We start from the raw sequence: 23,180 nt of genomic DNA on the forward strand, positions 1-23,180 counted from the left end.
ACCAGTCGCCGGCAATCAGCCGCCGGCGTAGGGCAGATACGGCGTCGCGGTGCTCAGCCCCAGGTCGGAGGGGAGGAGCGAGCCGACCCAGGCGTCCCGGCGGGTGCCGTTGTAGGGGATCTTGGCGCGCATCGTGCCCTCCATCCGGAAGCCGGTTTTCAGGGCGACCGCCCGCGAGCCGGCGTTGCCGGCCTCGGCGTACCACTCCATGCGCTCGACGCCCAGTTCCTCGAAGCCCCAGCGCACGATGGTCCGCGCCGCCTCCACGGTGTAGCCGAGGCCCCGCATCTCCTTGGCCGTCCAGTAGCCGAGCTCGGCCTGCCGCTGGGGGGCCTTGAGCTCGCCCAGTCTCACCAGCCCCATGGAGCCCACCAGCCGTCCGCCGTCCTTTGTCGTGACGGCGAAGTTGTACACGGTGTCGTTCCGCCACCCGTCCGGGCACACCGTGCCCACGAACGATTCGGCGTGCTCATACGTATAAGGAGAGGGCACCGGCGTCCAGCGCGGGATCTCCGGATCCCGGCATGCGGCGTGCACGGCCTCGGCGTCCGCAGGGGTGAAGGGGCGGAGCAGCAGGCGCTCCGTCGTGAGGGTTATCGCTTCCATGGTCCGCAGTATCACTGAAATCGGGTGCAGAACCACTCGGTGTGCCTACGGACCTCCCAGGGCGCTGGTGTCCTCGCTTACGATGGCCGTTGCAGCGGGGCATGACCTGCTGTGCCCAGCGCGAAGTGTGTGCCAGGCCCGACCGGCAAGGAGCCAACCTACGTGTCCGTCCTCAACAAGATCCTGCGTGCAGGCGAAGGCAAGATCCTGCGCAAGCTGCACCGCATCGCGGACCAGGTCACTTCCATCGAAGAGGATTTCATCAGCCTCTCCGACGCCGAGCTGCGGGCTCTCACGGACGAGTACAAGGAGCGGTACGCGGACGGTGAGAGCCTGGACGACCTACTTCCCGAGGCGTTCGCCACCGTCCGCGAGGCCGCCAAGCGCGTCCTCGGGCAGCGCCACTACGACGTCCAGCTGATGGGCGGCGCGGCCCTGCACCTCGGCTACGTCGCCGAGATGCGCACCGGTGAGGGCAAGACCCTGGTCGGCACCCTGCCCGCGTATCTCAACGCGCTGACCGGCAAGGGCGTGCACCTGATCACGGTCAACGACTACCTCGCCGAGCGCGACTCGGAGTGGATGGGCCGGGTGCACAAGTTCCTCGGCCTGGAGGTCGGCTGCATCCTGTCCAACCAGACCCCGGCGCAGCGCCGTGAGATGTACGCGTGCGACATCACGTACGGCACCAACAACGAGTTCGGCTTCGACTACCTGCGCGACAACATGGCGTGGTCGCAGGAAGAGCTGGTGCAGCGCGGCCACAACTTCGCCATCGTCGACGAGGTCGACTCGATCCTCATCGACGAGGCCCGTACGCCGCTGATCATCTCCGGTCCGGCGGACCAGGCGACGAAGTGGTACTCGGACTTCGCCAAGCTCGTGAACCGCCTGAAGGCCGGCGAGGCCGCCAACCCGATGAAGCGTGACTCGGACGGCAAGCCGCAGCAGGAGACCGGCGACTACGACTTCGACGAGAAGAAGCGCACCGTCTCCATCCACGAGCCGGGTGTCGCCAAGGTCGAGGACTGGCTGGGCATCGACAACCTCTACGAGTCCGTCAACACCCCGCTTGTGGGCTACCTCAACAACGCCATCAAGGCGAAGGAGCTCTACAAGAAGGACAAGGACTACGTCGTCATGGACGGCGAGGTCATGATCGTCGACGAGCACACCGGCCGTATCCTCGCCGGCCGCCGCTACAACGAGGGCATGCACCAGGCGATCGAGGCGAAGGAAGGGGTGGACATCAAGGACGAGAACCAGACCCTCGCCACGATCACCCTGCAGAACTTCTTCCGCCTCTACGACAAGCTCTCCGGCATGACCGGTACGGCCATGACCGAGGCCGCGGAGTTCCACCAGATCTACAAGCTCGGCGTCGTCCCGATCCCGACCAACCGGCCGGCCCAGCGCCTGGACCGCGCGGACCTGATCTACCGCACCGAGGAGGCGAAGTTCGCGGCCGTCGTCGAGGACATCGCCGAGAAGCACGAGAAGGGCCAGCCGGTCCTGGTCGGCACCGTCTCCGTCGAGAAGTCCGAGTACCTCTCGCAGCAGCTCGCCAAGCGTGGCGTCCCGCACGAGGTGCTCAACGCCAAGCAGCACGACCGTGAGGCCTCGATCGTCGCCCAGGCCGGCCGCAAGGGCGCGGTCACGGTGGCCACGAACATGGCCGGCCGAGGCACCGACATCAAGCTCGGCGGCAACCCCGACGACCTCGCCGAGGCGGAGCTGCGCCAGCGCGGCCTGGACCCGGTCGAGCACGTCGAGGAGTGGGCCGCGGCTCTGCCCGAGGCGCTGGAGCGCGCCGAGGCGGCGGTGAAGGCCGAGTTCGAGGAGGTCAAGGAGCTGGGCGGGCTGTACGTCCTCGGGACCGAGCGTCACGAGTCGCGGCGTATCGACAACCAGCTGCGCGGCCGCTCCGGCCGTCAGGGCGACCCGGGCGAGTCCCGCTTCTACCTGTCGCTGGGCGACGACCTGATGCGGCTGTTCAAGGCGCAGATGGTCGAGCGTGTGATGTCCATGGCGAATGTGCCGGACGACGTCCCGATCGAGAACAAGATGGTCACGCGGGCCATCGCCTCGGCCCAGTCGCAGGTCGAGCAGCAGAACTTCGAGATCCGCAAGAACGTCCTGAAGTACGACGAGGTGCTCAACCGCCAGCGCGAGGTCATCTACGGCGAGCGGCGCCGCGTCCTGGAGGGCGAGGACCTGCACGAGCAGGTACGTCACTTCATGGACGACACGATCGACGACTACATCGCGATCGAGACGGCCGAGGGCTTTGCCGAGGACTGGGACCTGGAGCGGCTGTGGGGCGCCTTCAAGCAGCTCTACCCGGTCACGGTGACGGTCGATGACCTGGAGGAGGCGGCCGGGGACCGCGCCGGGATCACCGCCGAGTTCATCGAGGAGATGGTCAAGGACGACATCCACGAGCAGTACGAGGCCCGTGAGACGTCGCTCGGCGAGGAGATCACCCGCGAGCTGGAGCGGCGGGTCGTGCTGTCGGTCCTGGACCGCAAGTGGCGTGAGCACCTCTACGAGATGGACTACCTCCAGGAGGGCATCGGCCTGCGGGCGATGGCGCAGCGCGACCCGCTGGTCGAGTACCAGCGCGAGGGCTTCGACATGTTCACGCAGATGATGGACGGCATCAAGGAGGAGTCCGTCGGCTACCTGTTCAACCTGGAGGTCCAGGTCGAGCAGCAGGTCGAGGAGGTCCCGGTGGAGGACGCGGCGGTCGCGGTGGCCGATGCGCCTTCGCTCGCCAAGCAGGACGCCATCCCCGCGGCGCGGCCGGAGATCCGGGCGAAGGGGCTGGAGGCTCCCAAGCGGGCGGACAGGCTGCACTTCTCGGCGCCGTCGGTGGACGGTGAGGGCGGCGTCGTCGAGGGCGATTTCGACAACGGCGACGCCGGCGATGACGCCGGGGAGGAAGTGCTTACGCGGGCGGAGCGGCGTAAGGCCGCCAAGGGCGGCCGGCGCCGTAAGAAGTAGCGCGTAGCGCGTCTGTGGAAGGGCCGGTCCCGGGTGGGGCCGGCCCTTCCGGCGTTTGCGGCGGGTGGTGCGCGTGCAGGGGCAGCTGCGGTCCGGTGGGGGGAGGGGGATTCCCCCACCCCGCCCCTTCCCGGCTGCATCCGATTTGCGGCTGGCGCCGCGTGGGGGCTCCGCCCCGGACCCCGCTCCTCAAACGCCGGAGGGGCTGGAATGGTGCTGGATTACTCGATCGCTTCGATCGCCGTGCAGCGCCAGCCGCGGACGCTCGATGGGGGATGCTCACCGCCGGGGGCGCGTTCGAGGCGGAAGACGATGGCGCGGACGCAGTCGCGGGTGAGGGCGACGATGGCGGTGATTTCGAGGGTGCCGGGGGTGGTGGGGGAGAAGCGGCAGTGGCGGAGGGAGGGGAGGTGGCCGCGGGCGCGGTGGCGCCAGTCGGAGCGGGTGTTGGTGAGGTTCCAGAGGCGGTCGTAGTCGTCGTCGGTGATGAGGCCGGCGAGGCAGGCGATGGGCCGGCGGCCGGTGAGGATGCCGAGGAGGCGGTCGGCGAACCAGAAGTGCGGCTGGGAGCGGCGGCCTACGGCGATGGCTGTGGTCATGGTGTAACCCCCGTTACTGATCGGTAACCGGGGTTGTAGTCGCACCGGGGACCGGGCGGGGGTGCTGATCGGGCGGGCCGGGAGGCGGCGGTGAGTTCACCTATCAGGGGGGTGCCGCACGTATGCTGACGCCATGCGCGTCTATATCCCCACGACCCTTCCCGGCCTGGCCGAGGCGCACAAGGCGGGTGAGGTGGGTCCCGCTCCGCTGGATGCCTATGCCGTCACGCCCGCGCTGCGCGAGTGGTATGTCTCCGACGACATCGAGGAGTTGGAGTACGCCGCGCTGACCCGGGCCGCGCAGGCCTCGCTGCGGCAGCTGGCCCTGCAGCCGGAGGCGCCGCGCCGCCGGGTGGTCGTGGTGGTGGAGGTCGAGGACGCGGCGGTGTCGTACGACCCGTCCCGGAGCCTGGACCAGGCCGGGCTGGGCGAGGTGCGGCTCTCGGCGGCGGTACCGATGACGAGGACGGCGGCGGTGCACGCGGACGCGGACGACGCGGAGCCGGATGTGGCCGCAGCGGCCGAGGCGCTGGGTGCGGCGGACGCGGGGGACGACGACGCGCAGTTCGTCGTGGACGGCGTCGAGGATCATGAGCTGCTCTGGTACGCGACCCAGGAGATCCCCGGGCTCATCGGCTGACGGCCACCCGAGGCCTTTTTTACCTGCGGGTTTTCCCGATTGTTGGTGCCCCTGGGTACGGTGCTTGATGTGAACGCGCATCTCGTGTGGGACTGGAACGGCACGCTGCTCCATGACATCGACGCGGTGATCGAGGCCACGAACGCCTCGTTCGCCGAGATCGGGCTGCCCCGGATCACGCTGGACCGGTACCGCGAGCTGTACTGCGTACCCGTGCCCAAGTTCTACGAACGGGTGATGGGCCGGCTTCCCACGGATGACGAGTGGGAGGTGATGGACGAGATATTCCACCGCCACTACTGGACGCTCGCCGGCACCTGCGGCCTCACCCAGGACGCGGCGGAGATCCTGGCCCGGTGGCGGTACGAGGGCCTGACCCAGTCGCTGTGCTCGCTGGCGCCGCACGAGCAGCTGCTGCCGATCATCCGTACGCATGGCATCGAGGACCACTTCATACGGGTGGACGGCCGGGTCGACGGCAGCCACACCGGCAAGTCCGAGCAGATGGCGCGGCATCTCGCGGCGATCGAGGACATCGACATCGACCCGCGCCGGGTCGTCGTGATCGGTGACGCGGTGGACGATGCCGTGGCCGCCGCGCATGTCGGCGCCCGGGCGGTGCTGTACACCGGGGGCTCGCACAGCCGGGCGAGCCTGGAGCTGGCCGGGGTGCCGGTGGTGGACAGCCTGGCGGACGCGGTCGAGGTGGCGCAGGCGCTGGCGGGATGAGTCCGGCAGCGGTCGGCCGGCTCGGGAGAGGTCGGCCGATTCGCGCTCACCGGATGTAGTGGGATAAGTACGCTGTGATGTATGACACTCGGCTTCGGTGGGCGGCGTCGTGGGGAACTCCCGGTTGAAGTGACCGAGTTGGTCGGCAGGACTGCGGAGCTGGCCAAGGTGCGCAGGCTCCTGGACCGCGCCCGTCTGGTGACGCTGACCGGGCCCGGCGGGGTCGGCAAGAGCCGGATAGCGCTGCGCGCCGCCGCCGAGGCGAGGCCGGACCACCCGGACGGGGTCTGCCTGGTCGAGCTGTCGGAGCTGCAGGACCCGGAGCTGCTGCCGCACACCCTGGCCACCCTGCTGGGGCTGCCCGCGCAGTCCGCCCGGCCGACGCTGGACCTGCTGGTCGAGTATCTGCGGGACCGGCGGGTCCTGGTGGTCCTGGACACCTGTGAACATCTGGTCGACGCGTGCGCGATGCTCGCCGACGTACTGCTGCGCGAGGCCCCCGGGGTCACCGTCCTGGCCACCAGCAGGCAGCCGCTGGACGTGCCGGGCGAGCACACCCTGCAGATCCCGCCGCTGCCGGTGCAGGACGCCGTGGCGCTGTTCGGGCGGCGGGCGGCGGCCGTGGTGCCCGGTTTCGCGGTCACCGAGGCCAACCGGGCCGATGTGCTCGTGCTGTGCCGCCGCCTGGACGGCATCCCGCTGGCCATCGAGCTGGCCACCGTACGCCTGCGGGCCATCCCGCTGGACCAGCTCACCGCCCGCCTGGAGGACCGGTTCCGCATCCTCGGGAGCAACCGTGCGGCCCGCACCGGCCTGTCCCGGCACCAGACGCTGCGCACGACCATCGGCTGGTCCCACGAGCTGTGCACGCCGCAGGAGCGGCTGCTGTGGGCCCGGCTGTCGGTCTTCGCCGGCACCTTCGACCTCGCGGCCGTCGAGCAGGTCTGCTCGGGCGGCGATCTGCCGCCGGTGGAGGTGCTGGAGCACCTCATCGCGCTGGTCGACAAGTCGGTCGTCCTGCGCGTGGACGGCCCCGGCGGCACCCGCTACCGGCTGCTCGACACCATCCGCGAGTACGGGGCCGAGTGGCTCGCCCAGACCGGCGGCACACCGGCCTGCAGGCGCCGCCACCGGGACCACCACCTGCTGCTCGCCGAGCGTTTCTTCGACCGCCTGCTCACCGAGGAGCAGGTCACCCTCTACAAGGCGCTGGTGCGCGATCAGGCCAATCTGCGCGCCGCCCTGGAGTACGCGTTCGCCGAGCCGCAGGGCCACCTCCACGGCCTCGTGCTGGCCAGCAAGCTCTGGGCGTACTGGCTGACCTCCGGGCTGCCCACGGAAGGCCGCTACTGGCTCGACAAGGGCCTGTCCCTGAGCCCCGACCCCGGCCCCGAGCGGGCGCACGCGCTCGTCGTCTCCGGGATCCTCGCCCTCATGCAGGGCGATCTGGAACCCGCCCTCACCCGCTTCACCGAGGCGCGCCGCACCGCCGAGCAGGCCGGTGACCAGGCCGCGCTGGCCTACGCGATCGGCTACATCGGGGGCGTTCACGGCCTGTACGGCGAGAAGGAGCTCTCCCGGGAGCACACCGAGGACGCCCGGGCCAGGCTGCGGGCCCTCGACGACCGGCTCGGGCTGGTCGTCTCGCACTACCAGGAGGGCTTCCTGCGGGCCGTCATGAACGACGTCCCCGGGGCGGTCGAGATGTGCGACCGGGCCATGGAGTACCTGGGCGAGGCGAGCGGCGAGTGCATGATCCAGTCCAACATCATGCTGATCAAGGGCATCGTCGCCTGGGACACCGGCGACCGGGCCGGATGCTCCCGGCTGATCCGCTCCGCGTTGGTGATGAAGCGCGAGCTCGGCGAGGTGTGGGGGCTCGCGCACTGCACCGAGGCCCTGGCCTGGGTCGCGGCGGAGGACGGGCGCTACGCCCGCACCGCCTGGATGCTCGGTGCCGCGCAGACGCTGTGGCGGCGCATCGGCACGCCCATGTTCGGCGTCGAAACGCTGCTTGCGCAGCACGCCCGTTCCGAGCGCGACGCGCGTGAGGCGCTCGGCGAGCGGGCGTACGGGCGGCTCAATGAACGGGGCGCCCGGCTGGCGCTGGACCGCGTGGTCGAACTGGTGCTCGCCGACGCGGACTCGCCGTTACGGCTGCCTGCGCAGGACGCGGAGCGCGGCGGCGGCCGTTCCGGGCCGGAGGGGCTGACGCCCCGGGAGCGGGAGGTGGCGGCGCTCGTCGCGCAGGGGCTGTCCAACCGGGAGGTCGCGGAGCGGCTGGTGATCTCGAAGCGGACGGCTGACGCGCATGTCGAGCACATCCTCGCGAAGCTCGGGGTGTCCTCCCGGACGGAGATCGCGGCGCTGGCCGGCGACGGCTGAGGCCCGCGTCAGCGGCTGCGCGCCCGCCGGTGCGCCGGCCGGCACTGGCCGGTTCGTCAAACATCGGTTCATCTTTTTGTACACATAGGGCCCCCGACAGCCCCCCGGCGGGAGCGATAGCCTTGAGCGAGATCAGCGCTGATCTTCGGATTCGGACCGTCACCTACGTCTCGCAATGGCGCGCGACAGGAGCATGAGGACATGCAGACCAAGCTGGACGAAGCCAAGGCCGAGCTGCTCGAACGGGCCGCCCGGGTCGCCGAGAACAGCCCGTCGGGGGGCAAACCAGGTCAGGGGCTCGACGAGAAGGCGCTAGCTGCGTTCCTTCAGCGCTACTACCTGCACAGCGCGGCGGAGGACCTGGTCTCGCGGGACCCGGTGGACGTGTTCGGGGCGGCGCTGTCGCACTACCGGCTGGCGGAAGCCCGCCCGCAGGGCACGGCGAACGTACGGGTGCACACGCCGACCGTCGAGGAGAACGGGTGGACGTGCAGCCACTCGGTCGTCGAGGTGGTCACCGACGACATGCCGTTCCTCGTGGACTCGGTCACCAATGAGCTGACCCGGCAGGACCGGGCCATCCATGTGGTGATCCACCCGCAGATCGTGGTCCGGCGCGATGTCACCGGCAAGCTCCTGGAAGTCCTGGGCACCGGCCGCCCCGCCGAGGGCGAACTGCCGCACGACGCGCTCGTGGAGTCCTGGATCCATGTCGAGATCGACCGCGAGACCGACCGCGCCGATCTGAAGCAGATCACCGCAGACCTGCGCCGCGTGCTGTCCGATGTCCGCGAGGCGGTCGAGGACTGGACGAAGATGCACGACCGCGCGCTGTTCGTCGCGGGCGAGCTGGCCGCCGCGCCGCCCAAGGGGCTGCCGGAGCAGGAGATCGCCGAGGCGGAGGAGCTGCTGTGCTGGCTCTCCGAGGACCACTTCACCTTCCTCGGCTACCGCGAGTACGCGCTGGCCGCCGAGACCACCCCCGAGGGCGTCCAGGAGGACGTGCTCGCGCCGGTCCCCGGCACCGGGCTGGGCATCCTGCGCTCCGACCCCGCGCACTCCGGCGGCGACGAGCACCCGGTCTCGCCGTCCTTCCACCGGCTGCCCGCCGACGTACGGGCCAAGGCCCGCGAGCACAAGCTGCTGGTCCTCACCAAGGCCAACAGCCGCGCCACGGTGCACCGTCGCAGCTACCTGGACTACGTCGGGGTCAAGAAGTTCGACGCCGAGGGCAATGTCATCGGCGAGCGCCGCTTCCTCGGCCTGTTCTCCTCGGCCGCGTACACCGAGTCCGTACGCCGCGTGCCGGTGGTCCGCCGCAAGGTCGCCGAGGTCCTGGAGAAGGCGGGCTTCGGGCCGGAGAGCCACGACGGCCGGGACCTGCTGCAGATCCTGGAGACATACCCGCGCGACGAGCTGTTCCAGACGCCGGTGGACCAGCTGAAGGCCATCGCGACCAGCGTGCTGTACCTGCAGGAGCGGCGCCGGCTGCGGCTGTTCCTGCGCCAGGACGAGTACGGGCGCTACTACTCGGCGCTGATCTACCTGCCGCGCGACCGCTTCACCACCGACGTACGGCTGAAGATCACCGACATCCTCGTCGAGGAGCTCAACGGCAGGCAGTCGGTGGACTTCACCGCCCTGCACACCGAATCGGTGCTGTCCCGGCTGCACTTCGTGGTCCGCGTCCTGCCCGGCACCGAGCTGGTGCACCTCACCGACGCCGACGTCGAGCGGATCGAGAACCGGCTCTCCGACGCCACCCGCTCCTGGGCCGACGGCTTCGCCGAGGCGCTGAACGCCGAGTGCGGCGAGGAGCGCGCGGCCGAGCTGACCCGCCGCTACCAGCACTCCTTCCCCGAGGGCTACAAGGCCGACTTCACCGCGCGCAGCGCCGTGGCCGACCTCCAGCACCTCGAACGGCTCGCGCCGGACGACGACTTCACCCTCAGCCTGTACGAGCCGGTCCATGCCCCGGCGGACGAGCGCCGCTTCAAGATCTACCGCACCGGCGCGCCCGTCTCGCTGTCCGCCGTCCTGCCGATCCTGCAGCGCCTGGGCGTCGAGGTCATCGACGAGCGTCCGTACGAGCTGCGCAGGGGCGACGGCAGCCGCGCCTGGATCTACGACTTCGGCCTGCGCATCGACCGCTCCCTCGGGGACCTGGGCGACGACGCCCGCGAGCGCTTCCAGGAGGCCTTCGCCGCCACCTGGACCGGCCAGGCGGAGAACGACGGCTTCAACTCCCTCGTCCTGCGCGCAGGACTGACCTGGCGCCAGGCGGTCGTCCTGCGCAGCTACGCCAAGTACCTGCGGCAGGCCGGATCCACCTTCAGCCAGGACTACATGGAGGACACCCTCCGCTCCAACGTCCACACCACCCGGCTGCTGGTCAACCTCTTCCAGGCCCGGATGTCCCCCGACCACCAGCGGGCCGGCAGCGAGCTCACCGACGCGCTGATGGAGGAGCTGGACGCCGCGCTCGACCAGGTCGCGTCGCTGGACGAGGACCGCATCCTGCGGGCCTTCCTGACCCTCATCAAGGCGACGCTGCGCACCAACTACTTCCAGCGCCGCGAGGACGGCAAGCCGCACGACTACCTGTCGGTGAAATTTGACCCGCAGGCCGTCCCCGATCTGCCTGCGCCCCGCCCGGCGTTCGAGATCTGGGTGTACTCGCCGAAGGTCGAGGGCGTGCACCTGCGCTTCGGCAAGGTCGCGCGCGGCGGCCTGCGCTGGTCCGACCGGCGCGAGGACTTCCGCACCGAGGTGCTGGGCCTGGTCAAGGCGCAGATGGTCAAGAACACCGTCATCGTGCCGGTCGGCGCCAAGGGCGGCTTCGTCGCCAAGCAGCTGCCCGACCCGGCGGTGGACCGCGACGCATGGCTGGCCGAGGGCATCTCCTCGTACAAGACCTTCATCTCCGGTCTGCTCGACATCACCGACAACCTGGTCGCGGGCCATGTCGTGCCGCCGACCGATGTCGTACGCCACGACGAGGACGACACCTACCTCGTCGTCGCCGCCGACAAGGGCACCGCCGCCTTCTCCGACATCGCCAACGAGGTCGCGGTCTCGTACGGCTTCTGGCTCGGCGACGCCTTCGCCTCCGGCGGCTCGGTCGGCTACGACCACAAGAAGATGGGCATCACCGCCAAGGGCGCCTGGGAGTCCGTCAAGCGGCACTTCCGGGAGATGGGCCACAACACCCAGACCCAGGACTTCACGGTCGTCGGCGTCGGCGACATGTCCGGCGACGTCTTCGGCAACGGCATGCTGCTCAGCGAGCACATCCGCCTGATCGCCGCCTTCGACCACCGGCACATCTTCATCGACCCCAACCCCGACGCGGCCACCTCCTTCGCCGAGCGCCGCCGCATGTTCGAGCTGCCGAGGTCCAGCTGGGCGGACTACGACTCCTCGCTGATCTCGGCGGGCGGCGGAGTCTTCCCCCGCAGCGCCAAGGCCATCACCGTCACCCCGCAGATCCGCAAGGCCCTCGGGATCGAGCAGCCGGTGGCCAAGCTGACCCCGGCCGAGCTGATGAAGGCGATCCTCCAGGCCGAGGTCGACCTGCTGTGGAACGGCGGCATCGGCACCTACGTCAAGGCCTCGACGGAATCGCACGCCGATGTCGGCGACAAGGCCAACGACCCGATCCGGGTCGACGGCAACGAGCTGCGGGTCAAGGTCGTCGGCGAGGGCGGCAACCTCGGGCTCACGCAGCTCGGCCGGATCGAGTTCGCCCTGAACGGCGGGAAGATCAACACCGACGCGATCGACAACAGCGCCGGTGTGGACGCCTCCGACCACGAGGTCAACATCAAGATCCTGCTCAACGCGGTCGTCACGGACGGCGACATGACGGTGAAGCAGCGCAACAAGCTGCTCGCCGAGATGACCGACGAGGTCGGCGCGCTCGTCCTGCGCAACAACTACGCGCAGAACGTGGCCCTGGGCAACGGCATGGCCCAGTCCAGCAGCCTGCTCCACGCCCACCAGCGCTACATCCGCCGCCTGGTGCGCGACGGCTACCTGGACCGGGCCCTGGAGTTCCTGCCCACCGACCGCCAGATCCGCGAGCGGCTCGCCGCCGGCCAGGGCCTCACCCAGCCCGAGCTGGCCGTGCTGCTCGCGTACACCAAGATCACGGTGGCGGCCGAGCTGATCGGGACCGGGCTGCCCGACGACCCGTACCTGCGGGCACTGCTGCACGAGTACTTCCCGCACGCCCTGCGCGAGACCTTCGAGTCGCAGATCGACAACCACGCCCTGCACCGCGAGATCGTCACCACGATCCTGGTCAACGACACCATCAACACGGCCGGCAGCACCTTCCTCCACCGCTTCAAGGAGGAGACCGGCGCCACCACCGAGGAGATCGTCCGCGCCCACACCGCCGCCCGCTCGATCTACGGCCTCGGCCGGATCTGGGACGAGGTCGAGGCGCTGGACAACGCGGTCCCGGCCGCCGTCCAGACCAGGATCCGGCTGCACTCGCGGCGCCTGGTCGAGCGAGCCGCGCGCTGGCTGCTCAACAACCGGCCGCAGCCGCTGGAGATCGCCACCACGATCGACTTCTTCACCGAAGGCGTCGCCACCGTCTGGGCCGTGCTGCCCAAGCTGCTGCGCGGCCCCGACCTGGAGTGGTACCAGTCCATCCACGACGAGCTCACCGGCGCAGGCGTCCCCGAGGAGCTCGCGACCCGCGTCGCCGGCCTGTCCTCGGCCTTCCCGATCCTGGACATCGTCGATGTCGCCGACCGGACCGGCAAGGAGCCGCTTGAGGTCGCCGAGGTCTACTACGACCTCGCCGACCGGCTGGTCATCACCCAGCTCCTCGACCGGATCATCGAGCTGCCCCGGGCCGACCGCTGGCAGTCCATGGCCCGCGCCGCCATCCGTGAGGACCTCTTCTCCGCCCACGCGGCGCTCACGGCCGACGTTCTCTCGGCGGGCAACGGCAGCTCCACCCCCGAGCAGCGCTTCGAGGCCTGGGAGACCAAGAACGCGGCGATCATCGGCCGGGCCCGGGCCACGCTGGAGGAGATCCAGACCTCCGAGTCCTACGACCTGGCCAATCTGTCGGTCGCGATGCGCACGATCCGTACCCTGCTCCGGACGCATCGCTGAGCTGATGTTCCGTCTCCGGTCACCCGGCCATCACCCGGGTCATCACCCGATCGGTGACCGGAGACGGAACAGCCGCTCCCCGGTCACCCGGCCGGAGGCCACCCGCGTCGCGCCGGGCGGCTCCGGCTCGCCCGGCAGCGTCAGCACCCAGCGGACCTTGTACGCCCGCTCGATGCGCCGCCGGTCCTCGCCGGCCGTCATCGGCGAGAAGTACGCCCGTACGGCCGCCTTCCGGGCCTGCCGCACCGCGAGCGGCGTGGACGGGTCCGGCCACGTCGGCGCGACCAGATAGGCGCCGTACGCCGGCAGCGCCCTGCTGGGCCGGTACCCGTCGGTGAGCACCACCTCGCCTACGGGGATCCGGTCCGCCGCCCACCGGTAGTCCGGCCAATGGCCCGTCCGCTGCAGCGCCACCGGCGCGTAGCCCTTCGGCACCACCGCCCCGGCCTGCGCGACCAGTCCCGCGCAGGCGGCGATCGCCGCCAGGGGGACGAGGAACTGATGCAGCCGGGTCCACGGCGGGATCTCCGCCAGCTCGACCGCGAGTGAGAACTGCAGCGGCACGAGCAGCAGCCCGAAGATCCGCCCGTACGCGTAGTGGCCGGTGAACCATCCGTACGCCGCCACCCCGCAGCCCAGCACGAACATCAGCACCAGCGGGTCGAACGGATCGCGCCGCGCCCGCCAGGCCAGAGCGGGCAGCCCGGCGAGCGCGAGCCCGTAACAGGACCACAGGTCGTGATACAGCCGCCGGTGCATCGAGTCCGTGGTCGGGTCGCCGATCAGCGAGAACACGCTGAAGTACGGCCACCACGCCGCCACCGCGAAAGCCACCGCCGCCGTCAACGCCCACCTGCCGCTCGACCGCGCCCACCTGCGCCGGCGCCCCGCCACCAGCGCCGCCATCCCGATCGCCGCGCCCATCGCCGTGAACGGATGGATCAGCACCACCAGCCCCGCCAGCGCCCCCAGCCCCGCGTACGCCCATGGCCCCGGACCCGGCCCGCGCTGCGCGAAGCGGCTGGTCAGCGCCCACAGGTGGAAGGTCAGCCCGACCGCGAGCGCGCTCGGATACGTGATGCCCCGCACCATCGACTGCAGGCCCAGGAAGCCGCTCCACTCCATATGGGCCGGCCCCCACAGCACCACGAACGCCCCCAGAGCCAGCACCGGCGCCCAGCGGCGCAAGCTGAGGGTGCGGGTGAACGTGGCGATCCCGGTGAGCAGCACCGCCAGATTCAGCGGCCCGCACGCCCTCAGCAGCTGCCAGCCATGGAGGTCCGTCGCCCTGGCCGTCAGCCCGAGGGCGAGGGTGTACGGCGTGTAGTACGGGCTCCCGGTGCCCGGTATGTCCAGCAGCGGGTTGGACGGGTGCAGCCAGTCCGCCCTGATTCTCTCCACGGCGGCGGCATGCTGGCCGAAGTCGGCGGCGATCGGGAGCCGCCAGGCGGTCACCGATATCAGCAGCCAGACGGCGGTGCCCAGCACCTGGTACGGCGTAGGGCATCGGCCGCCCCGCCGCCCCGCCTCCTCCCGGGCACCGGTGACCTGCGGTTTCGCGTGGATCGTGGTCAGCACGCCGGTCACGTCGGCCCCTCCCGGATTCGTCCTGTCGTCAGGGACGAGCCTCCCGGGTGGGCGGCACCCCTGCCACGGGGGCTGCGCCGTTCGGGGTCATGGATCCCCAGCGGGGCTATCCCGCCGACTGGACCTGGTCGGAGGGCTCGACGCCGGGGGCCGGGACCCGGGGACGTTCGGGGAGGGCGGACGGGGCCGGGGCGGGGGTGCGGTCGGGCAGCGGGATGTGGGGGAGGGGGGAGTCGTCGCCGAGGAGGACGCGGCGGACCACGCGCTCGGCGGCGAGGCCGTCGTCGAAGGCGCAGAAGCGGGCTCGGAACTCACTGCGGAGCCCGGCGGAGCGGGGGCTGTTCCAGTCGCCGTCGCGGAAGATCCTCACGAAGTCGTCGTCGGAGGTGGAGACGGGGCCGGGGGTGTCGCCGGGGGCGCCGGACAGGAGGTCGAAGTAGACGCCCCGGGAGGCGCGGTAGACGGGCCAGTCGTCGGCGTGGATGACGATGGGGCGGTCCAGATTCGCGTAGTCGAACATGATGGACGAGTAGTCCGTGACCAGGGCGTCGGCGGCCAGGCACAGCTCCTCGACCGGGGAGTGCCGGGACACGTCGATGACCAGGCCGCGCTCGTGCAGCTCGCGCAGCGACTCGTCGCCGGCGTGGAAGTAGTGCGTACGGGCGAGGAGTACGAAGTCCGGGCCGAGCTCGCGGCAGACGCGGGCGAAGTCCAGCCGGGGGACGTAGCCCTTCTGGTAGTCCCGCACGGTGGGGGCGTAGAGGATGGCCGTGCGGCCGGGCGGGATGCCCAGCGCGGCGCGGGCCGCCTCCACCTCGGCCGCGCCCGCCGTGACGTAGACGTCGTTGCGCGGGTAGCCCGATTCGAGCTGCTGGAAGGAGGAGGGGTAGACGCGCTCCCAGACCTCGGTGGAGTGGGGGTTGGCCGAGAGGCTGAAGTCCCAGCGGTCGACGCGGTCCAGGAGCCTGCGGAAGCTCATTCCGTTGGCGGAGGCGGGATAGCGCTGCTGGTCGATGCCCATCTTCTTCAGCGGGGTGCCGTGGTGGGTCTGGACGTGGACGGAGCCGGGGCGCTTGACGACGGCGTTCGCGAAGTTGACGTTGTTGATCAGGTACTTGGCGCGGGCGACGGTCCGCCAGTAGCGCCTGGTGCCGGGGATGACGTAGTCGACGCCTTCGGGGACCTGGTCCACCTCGGACTTGCGGATCACCCATACGGCGCGGATGTGCGGGGCCAGCTCCTGCGCCTTGCGCCAGATCGCGGCGGGGTTGCAGTGGACGCCACGGTCCCAGTAGGCCGCGTAGACCGCGAGGCCGGGGTCGATGGGGCGGCGCAGGTGGAAACGGTAGAGGACGGCCTTGGCGCGTACGGCGAGTGTCTTGCGCAGTTTGCGCTTGCGCCTGGCCGCACCGCGCACTGCGCATGCCGCGCTTTCGCGCATGCGCAGGCGGGCGTAGCCGCCGCGCGCGAAGGACCTCAGCTCGGCGGGCGGGACGAAGCCGGCGGGGAGGTGGCGGCGGTACCACCGCACGGCGAGGCGGAAGAACTCGCGCCGGAGGTGGGGCGGGATGCGGTCGGGGTTGTTGAGGCAGAAGTGGAAGTGGGCGACGGCTCGTTCGAAGAGCCGGCCATGGAGCGGGGCCAGTTCCGGCTTGCCCTCCAGGAAGGCGAAGAGGCGTGCGTACTGGTCGAAGATGACGAAGTGGTTGCGGCCGGGGCTGCGCGTGCTGGCGCCGGTGCGGCGCTGGCGGTACTGGAGGATCACGCGGTCGAGGCAGGAGATGCGCTCGGCGCTGAGCATGGTCTTGTACGAGACGAGGGCGTCCTCGTAGATGCCGTCGCTGAAGGCGAATTCGGGATCCCCGCGGTAGAAGTCGCGGCGGTAGACGCGGTTCGAGGTCATCGCGAAGAGCTTGAGGAATTCGGGGCGTTCGGTGATGCGGAAGACATCGGTGCCGGCGGAGGCCAGGAGCTCGCCGAACAGGCTCTTGTCGACGGAGTCCCACCAGTAGGTGCGGACGTGGTCGAAGTAGAGGATGTCGGGGTCGCCGTCCTGCTTGAGGCGTTCGGCGAGGGCGTCGAGGGAACCGGGTGCGAGGGTGTCGTCGCCGTCGAGGAAGAGCAGGTAGTCGCCGGTGGCGGCGGCGGCGCCGGTGTTGCGGGAGGCGCCGACGCCGCGGTTGGCGGGGTGGTGGATGGCGGTGACGCGGGTGTCGCGGGCGGCGTACTCGTCCAGGATGCGGCCGGAGTTGTCGGGGGAGGCGTCGTCGACGGCGATCAGCTCGGTGTCGGGGAAGGACTGGCAGAGCACCGAGTCGAGGCATTCACGCAGGTAGCCCTGCACCTTGTGGACCGGGACGATGATGCTGAAGCGGGGCATGGGGGTTCCTGGTTCCTGGACGTGTGGGCAGGTGGTTCAACGGGGCCGTGGCCGTGACGGTCACGCCTGCGGGTGCACCTCGAAGGGACTGAGGGCCGGGGCCGGGACGGTTGTGTGCGGTCGCGGGGTGAGGGCGCGCGCCCGGCTGGGTGCGGGGGCGGGGCGGCGGTGCTCCAGGGGGATGACGGAGGGGAGTCCGTCGTCCTCGCCGAGGAAGACGCGGCGGATGACGCGCTCGGCGGCGTGGCCGTCGTCGTGGGCGCAGAAGCGGGCGCGGAAGGCGGCTCGCAGCTCGGCGGAGCGGGGGCCGCGCCAGGCGTCCGTGGCGAGGATGTCGATCAGCTCGTCCTCGGTGCGGGCGACCAGGCCGGGCGGCTCGGCGATGATGTTGAAGTAGGTGCCGCGGGCCGCCCCGTAGGCGGCCCAGTCCTCGGTGTGCAGGACGATGGGGCGGTCGAGGTTGGCGTAGTCGAACATGATGGACGAGTAGTCCGTGAGCAGGACGTCGGCCGCCAGGCACAGCTCCTCCACGCAGGGGTGGGCGGAGACGTCGATGACTCCTTCGGGCAGCACGGCGGCCGGGGCCTCGCTGAGGTGGTGCGGGCGCAGCAGGATGACGAAGCCCGGCCCCAGCTCGCGGGCCATGCGCCGCAGGTCGGCGGGGGTGCGCTGACCGCGCCGGTAGTCGCGGTGGGTGGGGGCGTACAGGACGGCGGTGGCCTCACGGGGGATGCCGAGGCGGTTGCGTACGTTCAGCACGTCGTCGGCGGTGGCCAGCTGGAAGACGTCGTTGCGCGGGTAGCCGTATTCGAGGGTGGTGAAGCCCGAGGGGTAGGCGCGCTCCCAGGTCAGGGTGGAGTGACGGTTGGCGGAGAGGCTGTAGTCCCAGCGGTCGGCGTGCCGGAGCAGGCGGTCGAAGTCCAGGTCGCGGGCGGCGGCCGGGCGGTCGAGGAGGTCGACGCCCATGTGTTTGAGCGGGGTGCCGTGGTGGGTCTGGATGTTGGTCTGGCCCCGCCGCTTCACGTAGCGCTCGGACAGGTTCACATTGCTGACCAGGTACGTGGCCCGCGCCAGCGCCGTCCAGTAGGCGGCGCTGCCGGGGTGCAGCCTGCGCACGCCGGGCGGGAGGGTGTGGGCGTGCCGGGCGGTGGTGATCCAGGCGGTGCGCACATGTGGGGCCAGTGCCCGTACGGAGGCTTCGAGGGCGGCGGGGTTGCAGGCGTAGCCGCGGTCACCGTAGGCGCTGAAGACGGCGAGGCCGGGGTCGAGGGGGAGGCGGCGCTGGATGCCGTAGTGGAGCAGCATGGCCGCGCCGCTCATGCGGCGGTACGCGAGCACGGCACGCGCGCGCAGCGTACGGCGCAGCTGCCCGGCCATGCGCAGGGCGTCGAAGGCGCGGCGGGCGCCGATGCCGAGGAGGAACTGACGGGCGTCCAAGGGGGTGCCGGCCGGGCGGTAGCGGCGGTGGTACTGGCGGGCGCGCTTGAAGAACGCGGCACGCGCGGAGCGGGGCAGGCGGTCGGTGGAGCCGTAGATGGTGGCGATGTGGGCGTTCAGCCGCTCGAAGACGGCTGGGCGCCAGCGGTTGAGGCCGGGGTTGTTCTCGATGTGGCCGAACACCCGGTCGTACTGCTCGAAGATGTCGAAGTGCCTGCGGCTGGTGGTGCCGAGGATGTTGCCCTGCCTGCGCTGCCGGTAGCTGACGCACACCCGGTCCAGGACCGCGATGGTGCGGGCGCTGAGCAGCACCGGATAGGTCCAGGGGGTGTCCTCGTAGTAGCCGGGCGGGAAGGTGAAGCCCCGGCGCTCGATGAACTCCCGCTTGTACGCCTTGTTCCAGACGACCTGCAGCAGCCGCAGCAGCTCGGGGCGGTCGGCGAGGCCGAAGACCTGGGGGCCGTCGGGGGACTGGGCGAGCAGGTCGGCCCGCTGGTTGCGGGCGCTGCGGCCGTCCCAGTAGGTGCGGGTGTAGTCGTAGACGAGGACGTCCGGCTCGGAGGTCTGCTTAAGGCGGTCGGCGATCGCCTGGAGGGAGCCGGGGGTGAGGGCGTCGTCGCTGTCGAGGAAGAGCAGGTAGTCGCCGGTGGCGCGGGACAGGGCGGCGTTGCGGGCACGGCCGAGGCCGACGTTCTCCTGGAGGTGGATGACGCTCACACGGGCGTCGCGGACCGCGAACTCGTCGAGGATGCCGCCGCTTCCGTCGGGTGAGCAGTCGTCGACGGCGATCAGCTCGAAGTCCGAGAAGCCCTGTCCGAGGACCGACTCCACGCATTCGTGCAGGTAGGCCTGCACCTTGTAGGCAGGCACGATGACGCTGAAGCGGGGCAAGGCACATCCAATGAGTTCGGCGAGCGCGGGCGCGGGCGGGCTGCCGGGCTGCGCGCCGGTTATCGGATGAACTGCAAACGTACGCGGCGTGTGCCCGTTATATTCCGGGCAACGCCGCGAACGGTGATCTGGTTACGGTTGCTTGCGGTCGCTACTTGACGGCTCCGGCCATCACGCCGGAGACGAACTGGCGCTGGAACGCGAAGAACACGACCAGCGGGACGATCATCGACAGGAACGCGCCGGGCGCGAGGACGTCGATGTTGTTGCCGAACTGCCGTACCTGCTGCTGCAGTGCGACCGTGAGCGGCTGCGAGTCGGCGTTGGTGAAGATCAGCGCCACCAGCATGTCGTTCCACACCCACAGGAACTGGAAGATGCCCAGTGAGGCGATCGCGGGCCCGCCCAGCGGCATGATCACCGTGGTGAACAGCCGCAGTTCGCCCGCGCCGTCCAGGCGCGCCGCCTCCAGCAGTTCGCGCGGGATCTCCGCGAAGAAGTTGCGGAGCAGGAAGATCGCGAACGGCAGCCCGAACCCGACATGGAAGAGCACCACGCCGATGGTGTCGCCGAAGATCCCCAGCTCCCGGAACAGGTCCACGATCGGGATCAGCGCGATCTGGATCGGCACCACCAGCAGCCCCACGACCACCATGAACCACCAGTCCCGGCCCGGGAAGTCCAGCCAGGCGAAGGCGTAGCCCGCGAGCGATCCGATGATCACCACCAGCAGGGTCGCCGGGACGGTGATCAGCACGGTGTTGAGGAAGGAGGAGGTGACGGTGTCGTTGTCCAGCAGGTCCTTGTAGTTGGTGAGGGTCAGCTGCGCCGGTGTGGTGAACACCTTCCACCAGCCGCTCGCGGCGATGTCGGTGGGGCCCCGGAAGGACGAGACCAGCAGCCCGACGGTCGGCATCAGCCAGAACAGGGCGACGAGGATCAGGAAGACCCGCATCACCCCGCCGCTCGCCTTGCCGGCGAGGCGTGAGACGAGCGAGCTCCGGGCGCCGTCGCCCGCTGTCACGAGGCGCGTCATGCGCGGCGCTCCCTTCGCATGCGGCGGATGTTGACCAGCATCACGGGCACCACGAGCAGCAGCAGGATGACGCCGATCGCGCTGCCCAGGCCCGGGTTGTTGCCGCCGCCGAAGGACGACAGGTAGAGCTGCAGGGCCAGCACGTTCGCGTCGGGCTGGGACGGCTCGGGCGCGATGATGAAGACCAGGTCGAAGATCTTCAGTACGTTGATCATCAACGTCACCAGCACCACCGCGAGCACCGGCGCCAGCAGCGGCACCGTCACCCTGCGGAAGACCTGCCACTCGTTCGCGCCGTCCACGCGGGCCTGCTCCAGGAGTTCGCGCGGCACCCCCGCCAGCCCGGCCGCGATCAGCACCATCGCGAAGCCCGCCCACATCCAGATGTACGAGCCGATGATGGCCGGGGTGACCAGGTTCGGCCCCAGCCAGTCGATCCCGTTGTACGGCTCCGCGAAGTTGGACGCGGGCAGCCGCAGCCGGGTCCCGTCCGCCGACGCGGGGAGCGAGAAGGTGCCGTCCGGGCCGGACCTGGCGGTGGCCACGACCTTCCCGGAATCGTCGACCGCCTCGACCCGTACCCCCTTCAGGGCCTTCTCGCCCGGGTCGATCACCCCCGGGCTGCCGCCGCCGCCCGGCTTGAAGTCCAGCCATACGGTGCCGCTCACCCCGGAGCCGGAGGCGGCGGGCCTGGCGTTCTCGGTGCCGGCCGGGAGCTTCGCCGCCGCGATGCCGATCAGCGGCAGCCCGACGGGGGTGCCGGCGTGGGCGGTGGCCGTGGTGGTGTACGGGCCGCCCACCGCGGCCGCCTTGAGCGGGCCGCCGGTGCGCACCCCGGCCCCCGGGTATTGCGAGGACTCCGCGAAGGTGTCGTGGACGCCGACCACGACCGCGTTCGCCACACCCCGGCTCGGATCCTGCTCGTACACCAGCCGGAAGATGATCCCGGCGGCCAGCATCGAGATCGCCATCGGCATGAAGACCACCAGCTTGAAGGCGGTCCCCCAGCTCACCCGCTCGGTCAGCACGGCGAAGACCAGTCCGAGCGCGGTGGCCAGGACGGGGGCCACCGCGACCCAGATCGCGGTGTTCTTGAGCGCGGTGAGCGTGCTGTCGTCGCTGAAGACCGAGCCGTAGTTGTCCAGGCCGACGAAGCTTCCACCGCCCGCGTCGAAGAAGCTGCGCCAGGTGGTGTACCCGATCGGGTACACCACCAGCGCGCCCAGCAGCACGAGCGCGGGCAGCAGGAAGAGCGCCGCGACCCAGGGGCGGGTGCGCGTGATGCTCCTGCGGACCGGTGGCGGGGGCGTTGCAGTCGCCGTCGCCATCAGCTGTTCGCGTACGCCTTGGCGGCGTCCGCCTCCAGCTGGGACTGGGTGCCCGCGATGTCCTTGGGGTCGGCCAGGAAGTCCTGGAGGTCCTTCCACTCGCCCTTGCCGTCGGTGCCGCCGAACGCCGCCGGGGCCTGGTCGGACATGTCGAAGCGGAAGTCGTCGCCCGCCGCGACCAGGGCCTTGGCGATGGCGCGTGACACGTCATCCGGATAGGCGGACAGGTCGAGCGACTTGTTCGGGGACACGAAGCCGCCCGAGGACGCCCAGATCTTCGCGGCGTCGGTCGAGGCCAGGAAGGTCAGCAGCGCCTGCGCGCCCTTGGAGGCCTTCAGCGCCACCGCGACATCGCCGCCGCTCACGACCGGGGCCTTGCCGGTGCCGACCGCCGGGAAGGGGAACACCTTGGCGTTCGTGCCCACCTTGGCCTTGGTGTTGGCGGTGATGAACGCGCCCACGAAGTCGCCCTCGTAGACCATCGCCGCCTTCGGCGGGTCGGTGAAGGTCTGGGTGACGGACTTCGGGAAGTCCGTCTGCAGGGCGCCGCTGGTGCCGCCCGCGACCAGGTCCTTGTTGCCGAACAGCTCCGCGAGGGTGGTCAGGGCCGCCTTGACGGAGGGGTCGGTCCACTTGATCTTGTGCTCGGCGAGCTGGTCGTACTTCTCCGGGCCCGCCTGGGAGAGATAGACGTTCTCGAACCAGTCGGTGAGCGTCCAGCCGTTCGCCCCGCCGACGGACACGGCGGGCGTACCGGACTCGTAGACCGTCTGGGCGGTGGTGATGAAGTCGGCCCAGGTGGTGGGGGCTTCGCTGATCCCGGCGGTCTCGAAGGACGCCGTGTTGTACCAGACCAGCGACTTGTTGGCGGCCTTGGCGTAGACGCCGTACTGCTTGCCCTCGTACGCGCCGAGCGCCTGCCAGCCCTTGGTGAAGTTCTTGTCCAGCTGCGCCTGGACGCTGCTGTCGACCGGTTTCAGCCAGCCCTTCTCGGCGAACTGCCGCAGTACGCCCACCTGCGGGAGGAACGCGACGTCCGGCGGCTGGCCGCCCTGGATCTTGGTGCCGAGGAAGGTGGAGGTGTTGTCGCCGGTCGGCACGAACTTCACGGTCGCGCCGGTGCGCTTCTCGAACTCTTTGAGGACCTTGACGAAGTTCTTCTGCTCGGGGCCCGTCCAGACGGCCGCGACTTCCAAGTTCTGCCCGGTCAGGCTGGGGAGCGTGACGCTGCCGCTGTTGCTCCCGCTGCTGCTCCCGCTCGACGAACTGCCGCCGCCTGCTTTGTTGTCGCTTCCACCGCCGCAGCCTGCCGCTGCCGCTGTCAGCGTGGCCGCCGCCACGCTTGCGATGATGACCCTGCGCGTGCGCCTGCTGGATGTTCGCATCTGCCTGCCCATCCCCTCAGCGCGGATCCGCGCACGCCGCA

The 23,180-nt window shown here is 70.4% G+C and carries 13 protein-coding genes; 5 read left to right on the forward strand and 8 right to left on the reverse strand.

What is annotated here, in order from left to right; translation table 11 throughout:
* Positions 1–15: 15 nt before the first annotated feature.
* Positions 16–606, reverse strand: coding sequence for a GNAT family N-acetyltransferase (locus tag OG607_RS28565; RefSeq protein WP_405729459.1), 591 nt, complete (start codon positions 604–606; stop codon positions 16–18).
* Positions 607–768: 162 nt separating this feature from the next.
* Between OG607_RS28565 and secA the strand changes: the two genes are divergently transcribed.
* Positions 769–3,609, forward strand: a complete 2,841-nt coding sequence (gene secA / locus OG607_RS28570; protein ID WP_405729462.1) for a preprotein translocase subunit SecA — start codon at positions 769–771, stop codon at positions 3,607–3,609.
* Between the two features lie 221 nt (positions 3,610–3,830).
* Here the strand turns inward: secA and OG607_RS28575 are convergent, their stop codons facing one another.
* Complete coding sequence (locus OG607_RS28575; protein WP_405729465.1) at positions 3,831–4,208, reverse strand: Rv3235 family protein; 378 nt, start codon at positions 4,206–4,208, stop codon at positions 3,831–3,833.
* Between the two features lie 133 nt (positions 4,209–4,341).
* Here OG607_RS28575 and OG607_RS28580 point away from each other — a divergent pair, with 133 nt between their 5' ends.
* From OG607_RS28580 to OG607_RS28595, 4 genes are all read left to right on the forward strand, one after another.
* Positions 4,342–4,848 (forward strand): DUF6912 family protein, encoded by a 507-nt coding sequence (locus OG607_RS28580; RefSeq protein WP_405729468.1) that lies wholly within the window; start codon positions 4,342–4,344, stop codon positions 4,846–4,848.
* Between the two features lie 69 nt (positions 4,849–4,917).
* The gene (locus OG607_RS28585; RefSeq protein WP_405729471.1) at positions 4,918–5,577 is read left to right on the forward strand and encodes an HAD family hydrolase; all 660 of its coding nucleotides are present in this window, start codon (positions 4,918–4,920) and stop codon (positions 5,575–5,577) included.
* A gap of 129 nt (positions 5,578–5,706) precedes the next feature.
* On the forward strand, positions 5,707–7,962 hold the full coding sequence (locus OG607_RS28590; RefSeq protein ID WP_405729474.1) for an ATP-binding protein: 2,256 nt from the start codon (positions 5,707–5,709) through the stop codon (positions 7,960–7,962).
* A 201-nt stretch (positions 7,963–8,163) separates the two neighbouring features.
* A complete protein-coding gene (locus OG607_RS28595) occupies positions 8,164–13,095 on the forward strand; it encodes an NAD-glutamate dehydrogenase (RefSeq protein WP_405729477.1) in 4,932 nt (1,643 codons plus the stop codon).
* A 42-nt stretch (positions 13,096–13,137) separates the two neighbouring features.
* On the opposite strand, the gene OG607_RS28600 is transcribed toward OG607_RS28595, so the two are convergent.
* The 6 genes from OG607_RS28600 to OG607_RS28625 form a co-directional block, all read right to left on the reverse strand.
* On the reverse strand, positions 13,138–14,682 hold the full coding sequence (locus OG607_RS28600) for a hypothetical protein (protein WP_405729480.1): 1,545 nt from the start codon (positions 14,680–14,682) through the stop codon (positions 13,138–13,140).
* A gap of 106 nt (positions 14,683–14,788) precedes the next feature.
* A complete protein-coding gene (locus tag OG607_RS28605) occupies positions 14,789–17,062 on the reverse strand; it encodes a CDP-glycerol glycerophosphotransferase family protein (protein ID WP_405729483.1) in 2,274 nt (757 codons plus the stop codon).
* Between the two features lie 60 nt (positions 17,063–17,122).
* Positions 17,123–19,390 carry a CDP-glycerol glycerophosphotransferase family protein gene (locus tag OG607_RS28610; RefSeq protein WP_405729486.1) on the reverse strand — a complete coding sequence of 756 codons (2,268 nt, stop codon included), beginning with the start codon at positions 19,388–19,390 and terminating at the stop codon, positions 17,123–17,125.
* A gap of 151 nt (positions 19,391–19,541) precedes the next feature.
* Complete coding sequence (locus tag OG607_RS28615; RefSeq protein ID WP_405729489.1) at positions 19,542–20,426, reverse strand: carbohydrate ABC transporter permease; 885 nt, start codon at positions 20,424–20,426, stop codon at positions 19,542–19,544.
* Complete coding sequence (locus tag OG607_RS28620; protein WP_405729492.1) at positions 20,423–21,754, reverse strand: ABC transporter permease subunit; 1,332 nt, start codon at positions 21,752–21,754, stop codon at positions 20,423–20,425. Before OG607_RS28620 ends, OG607_RS28615 begins: the two co-directional genes overlap by 4 nt.
* The gene (locus OG607_RS28625; RefSeq protein ID WP_405729500.1) at positions 21,754–23,139 is read right to left on the reverse strand and encodes an ABC transporter substrate-binding protein; all 1,386 of its coding nucleotides are present in this window, start codon (positions 23,137–23,139) and stop codon (positions 21,754–21,756) included. Before OG607_RS28625 ends, OG607_RS28620 begins: the two co-directional genes overlap by 1 nt.
* Positions 23,140–23,180 lie beyond the last annotated feature (41 nt).

This window comes from Streptomyces sp. NBC_01537, assembly GCF_045040445.1.
In the GTDB taxonomy this organism is placed as follows: Bacteria; Actinomycetota; Actinomycetes; order Streptomycetales; family Streptomycetaceae; genus Actinacidiphila.